This is a genomic window from Pantoea sp. LS15 (genome assembly GCF_012241585.1).
Taxonomy (GTDB): domain Bacteria; phylum Pseudomonadota; class Gammaproteobacteria; order Enterobacterales; family Enterobacteriaceae; genus Enterobacter.
The window spans coordinates 242,546-255,826 of the sequence record NZ_JAAVXA010000001.1 but is presented as its reverse complement, the minus strand read 5'-3'; the positions used below and the strand labels follow the sequence as shown (position 1 = coordinate 255,826).

The 13,281-nt window shown below is 52.3% G+C and carries 14 protein-coding genes; 5 read left to right on the top strand and 9 right to left on the bottom strand.

The features are described 5' to 3' along the window. Window positions 1-12 precede the first annotated feature (12 nt). From ycjQ to pspA, 9 genes are all read right to left on the bottom strand, one after another. Entirely contained in the window at window positions 13-1,065 is a 1,053-nt protein-coding gene (gene ycjQ, locus HED65_RS01210; RefSeq protein WP_114977067.1) for a D-guloside 3-dehydrogenase, read from the bottom strand. A gap of 29 nt (window positions 1,066-1,094) precedes the next feature. Further along, window positions 1,095-1,937: a carbohydrate ABC transporter permease gene (locus tag HED65_RS01205; RefSeq protein WP_114977066.1), complete on the bottom strand. Its 843-nt coding sequence runs from the start codon at window positions 1,935-1,937 to the stop codon at window positions 1,095-1,097. Further along, window positions 1,924-2,805 carry a carbohydrate ABC transporter permease gene (locus HED65_RS01200; protein ID WP_114977065.1) on the bottom strand — a complete coding sequence of 294 codons (882 nt, stop codon included), beginning with the start codon at window positions 2,803-2,805 and terminating at the stop codon, window positions 1,924-1,926. The genes HED65_RS01205 and HED65_RS01200 overlap by 14 nt, the downstream gene beginning before the upstream one ends. 22 nt (window positions 2,806-2,827) lie before the next feature. Further along, window positions 2,828-4,120, bottom strand: a complete 1,293-nt coding sequence (locus HED65_RS01195; protein ID WP_114977064.1) for an ABC transporter substrate-binding protein — start codon at window positions 4,118-4,120, stop codon at window positions 2,828-2,830. Between the two features lie 13 nt (window positions 4,121-4,133). Further along, on the bottom strand, window positions 4,134-5,819 hold the full coding sequence (locus HED65_RS01190) for a sugar phosphorylase (protein ID WP_114977063.1): 1,686 nt from the start codon (window positions 5,817-5,819) through the stop codon (window positions 4,134-4,136). 213 nt (window positions 5,820-6,032) lie between these two features. Next, entirely contained in the window at window positions 6,033-6,257 is a 225-nt protein-coding gene (pspD, locus tag HED65_RS01185) for a phage shock protein PspD (protein WP_114977062.1), read from the bottom strand. Window positions 6,258-6,269: 12 nt separating this feature from the next. Continuing rightward, on the bottom strand, window positions 6,270-6,629 hold the full coding sequence (gene pspC, locus HED65_RS01180; protein WP_114977061.1) for an envelope stress response membrane protein PspC: 360 nt from the start codon (window positions 6,627-6,629) through the stop codon (window positions 6,270-6,272). After that, complete coding sequence (gene pspB / locus HED65_RS01175) at window positions 6,629-6,853, bottom strand: envelope stress response membrane protein PspB (RefSeq protein WP_028018824.1); 225 nt, start codon at window positions 6,851-6,853, stop codon at window positions 6,629-6,631. Before pspB ends, pspC begins: the two co-directional genes overlap by 1 nt. A gap of 54 nt (window positions 6,854-6,907) precedes the next feature. Further along, window positions 6,908-7,576 (bottom strand): phage shock protein PspA, encoded by a 669-nt coding sequence (pspA, locus tag HED65_RS01170; protein ID WP_114977060.1) that lies wholly within the window; start codon window positions 7,574-7,576, stop codon window positions 6,908-6,910. A gap of 166 nt (window positions 7,577-7,742) precedes the next feature. Here pspA and pspF point away from each other — a divergent pair, with 166 nt between their 5' ends. The 5 genes from pspF (at window position 7,743) to sapD (ending at window position 13,280) form a co-directional block, all read left to right on the top strand. Further along, window positions 7,743-8,720: a phage shock protein operon transcriptional activator gene (gene pspF, locus HED65_RS01165; protein ID WP_114977059.1), complete on the top strand. Its 978-nt coding sequence runs from the start codon at window positions 7,743-7,745 to the stop codon at window positions 8,718-8,720. 88 nt (window positions 8,721-8,808) lie between these two features. Further along, complete coding sequence (gene sapA, locus HED65_RS01160; protein ID WP_114977058.1) at window positions 8,809-10,449, top strand: ABC transporter substrate-binding protein SapA; 1,641 nt, start codon at window positions 8,809-8,811, stop codon at window positions 10,447-10,449. Then, window positions 10,446-11,411, top strand: a complete 966-nt coding sequence (sapB, locus tag HED65_RS01155) for a putrescine export ABC transporter permease SapB (protein WP_114977057.1) — start codon at window positions 10,446-10,448, stop codon at window positions 11,409-11,411. The genes sapA and sapB overlap by 4 nt, the downstream gene beginning before the upstream one ends. Continuing rightward, window positions 11,398-12,288: a putrescine export ABC transporter permease SapC gene (gene sapC / locus HED65_RS01150; RefSeq protein WP_114977056.1), complete on the top strand. Its 891-nt coding sequence runs from the start codon at window positions 11,398-11,400 to the stop codon at window positions 12,286-12,288. Before sapB ends, sapC begins: the two co-directional genes overlap by 14 nt. Then, the gene (gene sapD, locus HED65_RS01145; protein WP_028018818.1) at window positions 12,288-13,280 is read left to right on the top strand and encodes a putrescine export ABC transporter ATP-binding protein SapD; all 993 of its coding nucleotides are present in this window, start codon (window positions 12,288-12,290) and stop codon (window positions 13,278-13,280) included. The genes sapC and sapD overlap by 1 nt, the downstream gene beginning before the upstream one ends. Window position 13,281: the final 1 nt, after the last annotated feature.

Below are 13,281 nucleotides of genomic sequence, written 5' to 3'. Positions count from 1 at the left end.
GCTGTCCTTAGCTTAAAAAGTGACGCCCATTTTGATACTGAGTTCCGGGTGCTGATCGACATACGTCATGTAGCTTTCCGGGCTGGTGGTGAAAGTCACGACCGGGTCGATCAGATCTTCACAATTCAGATAACCGTTCATCAGCAGTTCCCAGCAGGTCTCTTCAATACGCTTGCGGCTCCAGCGCGGGTAATCCGGGTTGGGTTCGCTGCAGGCGCGTGAGAAGACAATCTTCGCGTTATTGAAATGCGCTTCACGGCCGAGGTTAAAGCCTTCCGCGAACGGTTTTGCGAAGGCTACGTAGGAGATAGTGCCGCCGTAGGCGAGTCCGCGCAGAGCAGACTGCAGCGCATCAGCAAAACCGCTGGTTTCGATGATCACGTCCGCACCCTGTTTGCCGGTCAGGTTTTTAATTTGCAAACCAATGTCGGTACCAATCGGGTTCAGGCAGTGATCCGCACCGTGACGGCGCGCGATCTCACAGCGGTGTTCGATAGGATCAACACCGATAACAACGGATGCACCGGCTTTTTTCGCCAGCTGGATAGCAATCTGACCAATCGCCCCCAGGCCCACAACCACAACGAAATCCCCCACTCGCACGTTGGCATCACGCACGCCGCTCATGGCGAACTGCGCCGGATCGTAGCAAACGGCATTTTTCCAGGACGCGCCCTGCGGCATTTTGCGCAGCTTATAGTTGTTAACCGCGTTAACGATCACAGTCTCCTGCAGTGGACCGTAGCAGCAGACGCTGTCGCCAATCTGGTATTCAGTGACGTCTGCACCACATTCAATAATGTCGCCAACGATCATGTTACCCAACTGGAACTTACCGAACTCGATACCGCGTGCTGCGCCCTTTTCACGCGGGGTGAACATCTGCCACTCCGTGTTGAACTCTTCATCAATGAACGGGCTTGCTGCGCGGAAATCCACAACTTCTGTACCGTGCTTGGGTGCGCCAAAGCGGGCGCGAATTTTTACTTCATGTGCTTCAACAGCACGGTCTTCATATTCCACCAGCGCCGCCACGCGTGGCGCTGTCGCAACTAACTTTTTCATAACTTGCTCCTGGTAAAAAATTGGCCGCCTTAGCCCTTAACGCCACCGGCGGTCAAACCACTTTTAATAAAACGTTCAGAGAGTGCGTACATGATGACCACCGGAAGCGCCGTCACCAGCGATGCCGCCATCATGCGACCCCAGATATAATCTGGCGTGCTAAAGAGCGTGTTCAGCCCGACCGGCAGAGTAAAGTTGCTGGCACTGGACAGGAAAATGGAGGCAAACAGGTAGTCGTTCCACGCCACCATGAAGCAGTAAACAAACACCGACACGAGGCCGGAAATCGCCAGTGGCACGGTAATACGGAAGATGATTTGCAGCCGGTTCAGACCATCCATCATCGCAGCCTCTTCTATTTCGTCCGGAATGGTGTCGAAATAGCTACGCAGCATGAATACCGCTGTCGGCAGCGTCTGGGTCACCATGGTGATAATCAGCGCCATTTCAGTGTCATAAATGCCGAGCGCGGTGATGATTTTGAACAGTGGTACCACCAGCAAAATCCCGGAGAACATATAGACGGTGTAGAAGCTCGCATTGATCGTCGTGCGTCCCTTAAAACGCAGTTTGGACAACGCGTAAGCACCCAGTGTGCCGAGAAACACCGCAATTACCGACGATGTCAGCGACACCACCATGCTGTTGCGGAAGTAGTCCACAAACGGGAAGATCAGCGGGTTAAAGATGTCAACGTAATGCTGAAGCGTCCACGCTTGCGGCAGAATAGTCGGGTTCAGCGATATGGCCTCTTTCGCACTCTTAAACGACGTCATCAGCATCACGAAGAACGGGAACAGCGTGATAATCAGAAATACCGCCAGTCCCAGATAAAAACCAATGCGGCCCAGTAAGCGTTTATTTGTTGCCATTGAGGTTCACCCTTTTTCTGGTCAGCAGGATCACAGCAAAGATGATGACGAACAGCACCACAGAGATTGCCGCCGCCTTACCCAAATCGTTGAAAGCAAATGCAGTTTTGTAGAGATAGACGCCTAAAATATCGACCTTGGTCGTTAACAGGTAGACATCTGCAAACATGTAGAACATCCAGATGGTTCGTAGCGTCACCACCGTTGCCAGCACAGGCATGATGGCGGGCAACGTGACGATACGAAAACGCTGCCAGGCATTGGCTCCGTCCATCTCTGCCGCTTCGTACAACGATTTATCAATGGTCTGCAAAATCGCCAGGAATGAAATAAAGGCATACGGGAAGTAGCGCCAGATAGCGAACAGCACCACCAGCACAAAGCTACTGCCAGGGTTGTCGAACCACAGTGGTGCCTGGTCATAGAGATGCAGCAGGTCAACGCCCAAATAGTTCACAATCCCGTAGCCGTTGTTGAACATGTATTTCCAGGCAAACACCAGGGAAATAGACGGCGTTACGTAGGATAAAATCACCAGCGAACGTGCCGTTTTCCGCAGGCGAAATTCACGGTTAAAGAAGATGGCGACGGCGAGTCCCAGCCCTGTACTGCCGAGCACGACCAGCGCCGTATACCAGAACGTCATCCACAGCGAGTGCCAGAATGCTGCATCACTGAGGATGCGAATATAATTGTCCAGCCCGACAAACACCGCGCTAATGCGCGGGTTAAGCGGCAGACGTAAAAAACTGATTTCGATATTGGAAATCATTGGCCAGGCCACCAGGCCCCCCAGCAAAATCAGGCTGGGGGCCAACAGCAACATGGCGAAAGGCATATCTGAACGACCAGAAAACAACGTCTTCATAATTTCCTTCCGCAGAGCGCTCCTATCGTTGTGAAATCAGGTCAGTCAGTCGCTTCTGGCAGTTGCTAAGCGTGGCGCTGAGATCTTGTTTACCCACCGTGACGTTATGCACCATGGAACTGATAATGCCCGACCCGGTAACATCGCCCATACGAGTGAAGTTTTTATCCCCTACTGCACCAAAGACCTGAACATTCGGGAACTGAGCAATCAACTCGTAAGGCAGTTGCCCGAACGCTTTAATCACATCGTTGTTTTTCCAGGTATCCGTGCCCACCACCAACTTGTTCACCGGCAGCGCTGCTCCAGGTGACATCATGACCCAGTCGGTTGCGTTCTGAGCCTGCTCCATCCAGGTCACAAACTTCTCAGCCGCTTTGGTTTCATCTTCGGTTTGACCGGTTGTGATCGTCAGGGACGTGACCATGCCGTAAACGGCGGAGGATTTTTCTGTAGGAACGACAAAGCCAAGATTGGCAGGGTTACCATCCTGGAATACCGCCGGCAGGATGTAAGTGGAATAAACGGCCATCGGTGCAGAACCGTTCATGAAGGCATCTTTGATCTCCATGACATCGTTCGAGCCCGGCATGGTAGTCGTCGCCAGCGCTTTATAGAACGCCAGCGCTTTTGCCATTTCAGGGGTATCAATTTCGACGTTCCCGCTGGCGTCAAAAACATTCGCACCGCCGGAAAGCGCAAACTGGGAGAAGGCCTGCTCAGTCATCACGCTTTCCGCCGTAGGCAGCGCAATACCGTAATGTTTATTGGCCGGGTCGCTCAGTTTTTGACTGGCGTTCAGCAGTTGCTCCCAGTTATGCGGCTCCTCAATACCTGCTGCCGCAAGCACATCTTTGTGATACCAGACGCCAGACAGCCAGGCACTCATTGGTACCCCCGTCCAGGCGCTGCCGTCTTCCGTTCGCACAACGCGGAGGATCCCGTCATAGAAGGTGTTTTCGCCTACCGCGTTAATGACTTCGCCGATAGCCTTGCGATCCAGCAATTGTTCCTTATCCATGACCTTCGCGTAATCATGGCTGACTTCAATCACCTCAGGCAGTGCCCCCGTTCTGGCGAGCGTAATCACCTTGGTGTTGTAGGCGTCCTCTTCTACCGGAACTTGCTTCACCGTGATGCCAGGATTCTCTTTCTCGAATTTTTCGATCAGTTTCGTAATAACCGCCTGACGCTCCTGCTCTACGGACGAGTGCATAAACTCGATGGTCACCGCAGACGCTTTATCATCCTTACAACCTGATAACAGGGCGCACGAAACCAGTGCTGATAACAGCACAATTTTGGGCATTTTCATTTTAGGGTCCTTTTTAGTTTTCTTTAATCCACATCACCTGCCATGGATTGAGGGTTAATTCCTTACCGTTAACCACCTGTCCGGAGAGTAATTCCAGACCGGAAAGCGTTTCCCCATAAACGGTATGAACGTTATGACTAAAATTAAATAGCGCTGTAATTTTTTCACCCGATTCAGAAACGCGAACAATTTTAAGAACCTGCTCATCCAATGATTCAAAAAATGCCTGCGTATCCGGATGAAATGCACTCTCCCCACGACGAATTGCAATAAGTTCGCTTAAGCGGGAATAGATTTTATGACGAAGGCTATTTTTATTACTAAGTTCAAAATCAATCTCACCCGGGCCGTATTTCTTTCTGTTGATCGCACGGTTATATCCGAGGCGTTCAACCCCTTCATAATCGTTACGAGAGCCAAGAATACTTTGAATATAAACGGCAGGTACGCCAGGGAAACTTAACAACACCGCATGCGCCAGAATAAAGCGTGCAATGCGTTCATCGTCCGAACTGTTTTGCGAGCTTAACGCGTCAAGATAGGTCACGTTAATTTCGTAAGGGCTGCGCGTTCCGTCCGGATTATTTTTCCAGTTGACCAGCGCCCCTTCCTGCTGAAGTTTTTCAACCAGTGAAAGTATTTCTGATTCCGGAAGAATACCGCGTAACGGATTCAGACCGATACCATCGTGAGAGGCCAGGAAGTTGAACCAGGTTGTTTTTGTCGAAGGTAGCACCAGCGACCCAGCCCACTGACAGAGGGCTTTGACATCCTGGCGATGAACAGCATGCAGCACCAGCGGCGGTAAGGAGAACTGATAGACCATCTGGGCTTCGTTTTCACCGTCACCGAAGTAAGAGATATTGTCTTTGTGTGGGACATTTGTCTCGGTAATGATCACCGTGCCCGGTGCCACCGCCTCAGTTATCGCGCGGAAAAGCTGGATAAGGCAATGAGTCTGTTCCAGATGGATGCAGCTTGTTCCTGGGATCTTCCACATAAATCCGACGGCATCCAGGCGAATATAACTCGCCCCTTCAACCAGGTAATGAAGCAGTACGTCAACCATCGCAATCAGCACCTGCGGTGAGGCGAAGTTGAGATCGATCTGGTCATCACTGAAGGTGGTCCACAGATGACGCACACTTCCATCATGCAGCGTAAAAGGCGTCAGCAACGGTAATGCGCGAGGACGCGTCACTGCTGATAAATCGGTTTCAGGATCAACAGAAATAAAGAAATCTTCGTAGCCTGGTTTCTGCGCCAGATAATGAGTAAACCATTCACTTTTCGCTGACATATGGTTGCATACAAAATCAAACATTAAGCTGGCTGATTTTTTTAATTCCGCAACGTCTTGCCAGGTTCCTGTTTCAGGCGCAACGCTGTGGTAATCAATAACGGAAAAACCGTCATCAGAAGACCACGGATAAAATGGTAAAAGATGGACATGGGAAAACGAGCGTACAAGCCACTCATTATAAAAGCGGGTAAATAGTGGCAGAGCGTCCCTCCCTGCTGCGGTGAACTGATCGGCATAAGTAATCAGGACAACATCTTTTTCATCCCATCCTGATTTACGCTTTTCTGTAATAGCAACAGCAGCTTGCTCAAGCTTTGTTAATAACGTTTTAAAATGTGCCTCAGAAAATGATTCACCGTAAATATAAGTAATGAGTTTTTTAATTTTTTCGTTCACTTTAGTTTTCCATGGTAGCGGTCCCACGAAGGGAAATCTACTCCCATGAAAAATATCTGTCAACGAACCGGGAGGCTGAAAAATGCAATTACAAAGCGGCGATGTTCAGGATTGTGAACTGCCGCAAATAAAGCACAAGAAAATGAGGGAAAAGCGTGAAGCGTCGCGAGCCCTCTCTCACGGAGGGAGAGAAAGGGCTAACACGAGCGGTTACTAGAGGGATAAATAACGACGTGACAGCTTTTTTGCCACTTTTTGCAGCAGAGGCTCCAGTGCCACGGCCAGCAACATTCTGACCGGTTTACGGGCAACAGATTTGATCGCCCAACCCGCCACACCCGCCGGGCCGTAACGTAACGCCGTCAGCAGGACCAGTTTACCTGCGATTTTCAGGCCGGGTTTTACCTTCTGACCGGCCTGTTGCCAGTTTTGCTTCATGTAAGCTCTCTCTTAAAGCTGACGAAAACGACTTCGCAGCGTAAAGGTATCCGAGGTGACATAACGTTCCATTTCCCGCAACCGTTTTTCACCTGCGGCCAGTTGTTCATCCACTGTATTCAGGAGATCATTGCTGGTTGGCGCACCTTCCGCAGCCAGTTCACCTTCCGGCATTGGGTCGAGTACAAATGACAAAATGATGTACGCCACGAGGGTGATAAACGCCAGGCCGAAGAAAATAGACATTACCGTGACGACACGTACCAGTTTTACAGGCACATCAAGATAATGGGCCAGCCCGGCGCAGACACCTCGCACCATCCCCTGCTGCGGAATTCGCCACAATTTTTTATTCAGATTCAGTCCAGACATTAACGATCCCTCCAGTTTGGATGCTCGGCATCCAGGATATCTTCCAGTGCCTGAATGCGTTCGCGCATTTTATTTGCCTGTTCGGACAGCTGTACCAGACGCTGTTGTTCATTCTGGGACAGCTCACCCCGTGAAGAACGGTTGCTATAGTGCAGCCATAACCAAATCGGCAAAACGAACAGCACGAAAATAGTCAGAGGAATGGCCAGAAAAAGCGCGCTCATGTGTACTCCTTGTCTTACGATGCATGGCGGCACGCTCAGGTGCCGCATAAATTATTATTGGTTATCTTGTTTCATTTTGGCTTTCAATGCCGCCAGCTGCTCGCTGATTTCATCGTCAGCTTTCAGGTCAGCAAACTGTTGATCAAGCGACTTCTGTTTACCTATGCTGTGGCTTTCTGCTTCTGCTTCCATCTGATCGATACGACGTTCAAACGATTCAAAACGCGCCATCGCTTCATCAAGCTTGCCACTGTCCAGCTGACGGCGAACGTCTCGCGAAGAACTTGCCGCCTGATGGCGCAGGGCCAGTGCTTGTTGACGCGCACGGGTTTCGCTCAGTTTGTTTTCAAGCTCACCAATCTCTTTCTTCATGCGGTTGAGGGTGTCATCCACCAGCGTCACTTCATGCTCAAGCGTCGCAATCATCTCTGCCAGCTTCTGTTTTTCAATCAACGCAGCACGGGCCAGATCTTCTTTATCTTTACGCAGCGCAAGCTCGGCTTTTTCCTGCCATTCGTTCAACTGAGCGGTAGCCTGCTCAATACGACGCGTTAACTGTTTTTTCTCCGCCAGCGCACGGGCGGAGGTAGAACGCACTTCAACCAGCGTGTCTTCCATCTCCTGGATCATCAAACGTACCAGCTTCTGCGGATCTTCCGCTTTCTCAAGCAGTGAGTTGATATTGGCGTTCACGATGTCGGCAAAACGAGAAAAAATACCCATAATCTAATCCTCATATTTCTGTTATCGGGCAATGCCCTGCTGAACAGATAATACAAATACCATGCCAGTTTTTTATCTTATTGATTTTACTTGATCTGATTGATTTTCATGCAACAGAGAACTATGCTTACCTGGTGAATATCGCTAAGGAGTGGTTAATTTCATCATGCCTGGATACAAAGACAATTTACTCGGTGAAGCAAACAGTTTTCTGGAAGTGCTGGAACAGGTCTCTCGCCTGGCGCCGCTCAACAAACCGGTGCTGATCATCGGTGAACGCGGAACGGGGAAAGAGCTGATAGCCAACCGTCTGCATTATTTATCCGGGCGCTGGGACGGCCCTTTTATTTCCCTTAACTGTGCGGCGCTGAATGAAAACCTGCTCGACACCGAGCTCTTCGGCCATGAAGCAGGCGCGTTTACCGGGGCCCAAAAACGCCATCCGGGACGCTTTGAACGCGCCGACGGCGGCACACTCTTTCTTGATGAACTGGCCACCGCCCCCATGCTGGTACAGGAAAAGCTGCTCCGCGTGATTGAGTACGGCGAGCTGGAACGCGTCGGCGGTAGCCAGCCGTTGCAGGTTAACGTGCGCCTGGTGTGCGCCACCAACGCCAACCTGCCGGAGATGGTGGCGGAGGAGAAATTCCGTGCCGACCTGCTTGACCGCCTGGCCTTTGACGTCGTTCAGCTTCCTCCGCTGCGCGAACGCAAAAGCGACATCATGCTGCTGGCGGACCAGTTTGCGATTCAGATGTGCCGCGAGCTCGGGCTGCCGCTGTTCCCCGGCTTCAGCGATTATGCACAGGAGACGCTGCTTACTTACCACTGGCCGGGAAATATCCGCGAACTGAAAAACGTCGTGGAGCGCTCTGTTTACCGCCACGGCAGCAGTGAGACGGAGCTGGATAACATCATTATCGATCCTTTCCAGCGCAACATGCAGCCAGTTTCCACACCGTCGTTAACGAGCGAGTCCCCCACTCTTCCCCTTGATTTGCGTGAGTTTCAGCATCATCAGGAGAAGCAGTTGCTTGAGCAAAGTCTGAAGGCAGCGAAATATAACCAGAAACGAGCGGCTGAACTCCTGGGTCTGACCTACCATCAATTAAGGGCATTGCTCAAAAAGCATCAAATGCGCTGACAATATCAGCACTTACCCGCAGACATTTTTACGAAGCAGGCGTAAGTGCGATACACTTTGCAGATCGAACCTAAAAACCTTAAAAATTATGCGTCTGGTTTTATCGTCCTTTTTTGCACTCGGCCTGTTCAGCAGCCTGGCCTTTGCTGCGCCCGAGCTGACTACGCAGCCTGATATTCGTGACAGCGGCTTCGTCTATTGCGTAAGCGGTCAGGTGGATACCTTTAACCCGCAGAAAGCGGGCAGTGGTCTGATTGTGGATACGCTTGCCGCACAGCTTTATGACCGTCTGCTGGATGTCGATCCTTACACCTACCGTCTGGTGCCTGAGCTTGCGGAAAGCTGGGAAGTGCTTGATAACGGCGCCACCTACCGTTTTCGTCTGCGTGATGATGTCGCGTTTCAAAAAACGCCGTGGTTTACCCCAACACGCAAGCTGAATGCGGATGATGTGGTTTTTACCTTCCAGCGGATCTTTAACCGCAATTATCCGTGGCATAACGTGAATGGGGGGAATTTCCCCTATTTCGATAGCCTGCAGTTTGCCGACACGGTTAAAAGCGTACGCAAGCTGGATAACCGGACCGTTGAATTTACGCTGACGCGCCCGGATGCCTCCTTCCTGTGGCACCTGGCGACTCACTATGCGTCAGTCATGTCTGCCGAATATGCCGCGAATCTGACAAAATCTGACCGTCAGGAGATGCTTGATCGTCAACCGGTCGGCACCGGCCCGTTCCAGTTGGCCGAGTACCGTGCAGGTCAATATATTCGCCTGCAGCGCCACGAACATTTCTGGCGCGGTGTACCGCTGATGCCGCAGGTGGTGGTCGATCTCGGTTCTGGCGGGACGGGACGTCTGTCAAAACTGCTGACCGGGGAATGCGACGTGCTCGCCTGGCCTGCTGCCAGTCAGCTCACCATTTTGCGCGACGATCCACGCCTGCGTCTGACATTGCGCCCGGGCATGAACATCGCCTATCTGGCGTTTAACACCGACAAACCGCCGTTGAACAACCCTGCCGTCCGCCATGCCCTTGCGCTGGCGATCAACAATCAGCGACTAATGCAGTCGATCTACTACGGCACGGCGGAAACCGCCGCCTCAATTTTACCGCGCGCCTCGTGGGCCTATGACGGTGAGGCTAAAATTACGGAATACAATCCGGCAAAAGCGCGTGAACAATTGAAGGCGCTGGGGGCGGAAAACCTGACGCTGCAACTTTGGGTACCTACCAGTTCACAGGCGTGGAACCCCAGCCCACTGAAAACTGCCGAACTGCTACAGGCGGATATGGCGCAGGTGGGCGTGAAAGTGATCATTGTACCGGTTGAGGGGCGTTTCCAGGAGGCGCGTCTGATGGACATGAACCATGATTTAACCCTCACAGGCTGGGCCACCGACAGTAATGACCCGGACAGTTTCTTCCGCCCGTTACTGAGCTGTGCGGCAATAAACTCGCAAACCAACTACGCCCACTGGTGTAATCGGGAATTTGACGCCGTGCTGCAAAAAGCACTGGCTTCCCAGCAACTGGCCTCACGCATTGACGCCTATGATGAAGCACAGAAGATCCTCGCTCAGGAGCTGCCCGTATTGCCGCTGGCCTCTTCCCTGCGCCTCCAGGCGTATCGTTATGATATTAAAGGTCTGGTGTTGAGTCCGTTTGGCAACGCCTCGTTCGCCGGCGTGACGCGCGAAAAAGAACAAGAGGTGAAAAAACCATGATTATTTTTACCTTACGTCGGCTTCTTCTGTTGCTGGTAACGCTCTTTTTCCTGAATTTTGTTGGCTTCAGCCTGAGCTATTTCACACCGCATGCCCCATTACAGGGGTCATCACTGTGGGATGCATGGATCTTTTGGTTTAACGGTCTCCTGCACTGGGATTTTGGCGTCTCCAGCATTAACGGACAGTTGATCTCCGATCAACTGAAAGAGGTATTTCCGGCCACGATGGAGCTGTGCATTCTGGCCTTTGGCTTTGCGTTAATCGTTGGCATTCCCGTGGGCATGCTGGCCGGAATTTACCGCAACAAATGGCAGGACACGTTTATTAGCGCTCTCGCTCTGCTCGGTTTCTCAATCCCGATCTTCTGGCTGGCACTACTGCTGACGCTTTTCTTCTCACTGACCATGGGTTGGCTACCGGTCTCAGGCCGTTTTGACCTGCTTTATACCGTTAAATCGGTGACCGGGTTTGCAATCATAGACGCATGGCTCTCCGATTCAGTATGGCGTCATGAGATGATCGTCAGTGCGGTGCGCCATATGGTATTGCCAGTGCTGACCCTGGCCGTGGCACCGACAACTGAAGTGATCCGTCTCATGCGTCTGAGCACCATCGAGGTGTTTGATCAGAACTATGTCAAAGCCGCCGCCACACGTGGATTATCACGTCTGACCATTTTGCGCCGTCATGTGCTACACAATGCACTGCCGCCTGTGATCCCACGTCTGGGGCTACAGTTCTCCACCATGTTAACGCTGGCGATGATCACCGAGATGGTCTTTAGCTGGCCTGGGCTCGGACGCTGGCTGATAAACGCCATCCGCCAGCAGGACTATGCGGCTATTTCCGCAGGTGTCATGGTGATTGGCTCGCTGGTGATTATTGTTAACGTGATCTCCGATATTTTGGGTGCGATGGCTAACCCATTGAAGCATAAGGAATGGTATGCCTTACGATAACGTATACAGTGAAAAGCGCACGCCCGGTGTGCTGCGTACCGTGTGGCGTAAATTCTATGGTGACACCACGGCAATGATCGGTCTGTATGGCTGCGCCGGTCTGGTATTGCTTTGCGTCTTTGGCTCGTGGTTTGCGCCGTATGGCATTGACCAGCAGTTCCTTGGCTATCAACTGCTGCCACCTTCATGGTCACGCTACGGTGAGGTCTCTTTCTTCCTGGGCACAGACGACCTTGGGCGCGACGTGTTAAGCCGCCTGTTGAGCGGTGCAGCGCCAACAGTGGGTGGCGCATTTGTGGTGACCCTTGCGGCGACGATCTGTGGTCTGGCGCTCGGCATTTTTGCAGGTTCCACCCATGGCCTGCGTTCGGCGGTGTTGAACCACATTCTTGATACGCTGCTCTCGATTCCGTCTCTGCTGCTGGCGATCATTGTCGTCGCGTTTGCGGGTCCGCATCTGTCGCATGCCATGTTCGCCGTCTGGCTGGCTATTCTGCCCCGCATCGTTCGCTCGGTTTACAGCATGGTGCATGATGAGCTGGAAAAAGAGTATGTCGTCGCTGCCCGTCTGGACGGGGCAACAACCTTCAATATTCTGTGGTTCGCCGTTCTGCCGAACATTGCTTCCGGGCTGGTCACCGAGATCACTCGCGCCCTGTCGATGGCGATTCTGGACATCGCGGCGCTCGGTTTCCTCGACCTCGGTGCACAGTTGCCGTCACCTGAATGGGGTGCGATGCTCGGCGATGCTCTGGAGCTCATCTACGTTGCACCGTGGGTGGTCATGCTGCCAGGTGCGGCCATTATGGTGAGTGTGCTGCTTATCAACCTGCTGGGCGACGGTATTCGCCGTGCAATTAACGCGGGGGTGCAATAATGCCGCTTCTTGATATTCGCAACCTCACTATCGAGTTCAAAACCGGTGAAGGCTGGGTTAAAGCCGTCGATCGCATCAGTATCACACTCGCTGAAGGTGAAATTCGCGGGCTAGTGGGAGAATCCGGTTCAGGCAAGAGCCTGATTGCTAAAGCTATCTGCGGCGTGGCAAAAGATAACTGGCGCGTGACCGCTGACCGTATGCGGTTCGATGATATTGACCTGCTGCGCCTTTCCCACCGCGAGCGTCGTAAGCTGGTCGGTCATAACGTCTCGATGATTTTCCAGGAGCCACAATCCTGTCTCGATCCGTCCGAGCGCGTGGGCAAACAGCTGATGCAGAACATTCCCGGCTGGACCTATAAAGGCCGCTGGTGGCAGCGCATTGGCTGGCGGAAACGTCGCGCCATTGAGCTGCTGCACCGCGTCGGGATCAAAGATCATAAAGATGCGATGCGCAGTTTCCCTTATGAACTGACCGACGGCGAATGTCAGAAAGTGATGATTGCCATCGCGCTGGCAAATCAGCCGCGTTTGCTGATTGCCGATGAGCCGACAAACGCGATGGAACCGACCACGCAGGCGCAAATTTTCCGTTTGCTGTCGCGTCTGAACCAGAATAACAACACCACTATTTTGCTGATCAGTCATGACCTGCAGATGCTCAGCAAATGGGCCGACAAAATTGATGTCATGTACTGCGGGCAAACGGTCGAAACGGCACCCAGTGAAGATCTGATCAACGCGCCGCATCATCCGTATACTCAGGCGCTGATCCGTGCGATTCCTGATTTTGGCAGTGCCATGCCACACAAGAGCCGCCTGAATACCCTGCCAGGGGCGATTCCGCTGCTGGAATCCTTACCGATAGGCTGTCGTCTGGGGCCGCGTTGCCCGTATGCTCAGCGTAAATGTATCGAGACACCACGTCTGACCGGGGCCAAAAATCATCTTTACGCCTGTCATTTCCCGCTGAACATGGAGAGAGAGTGAA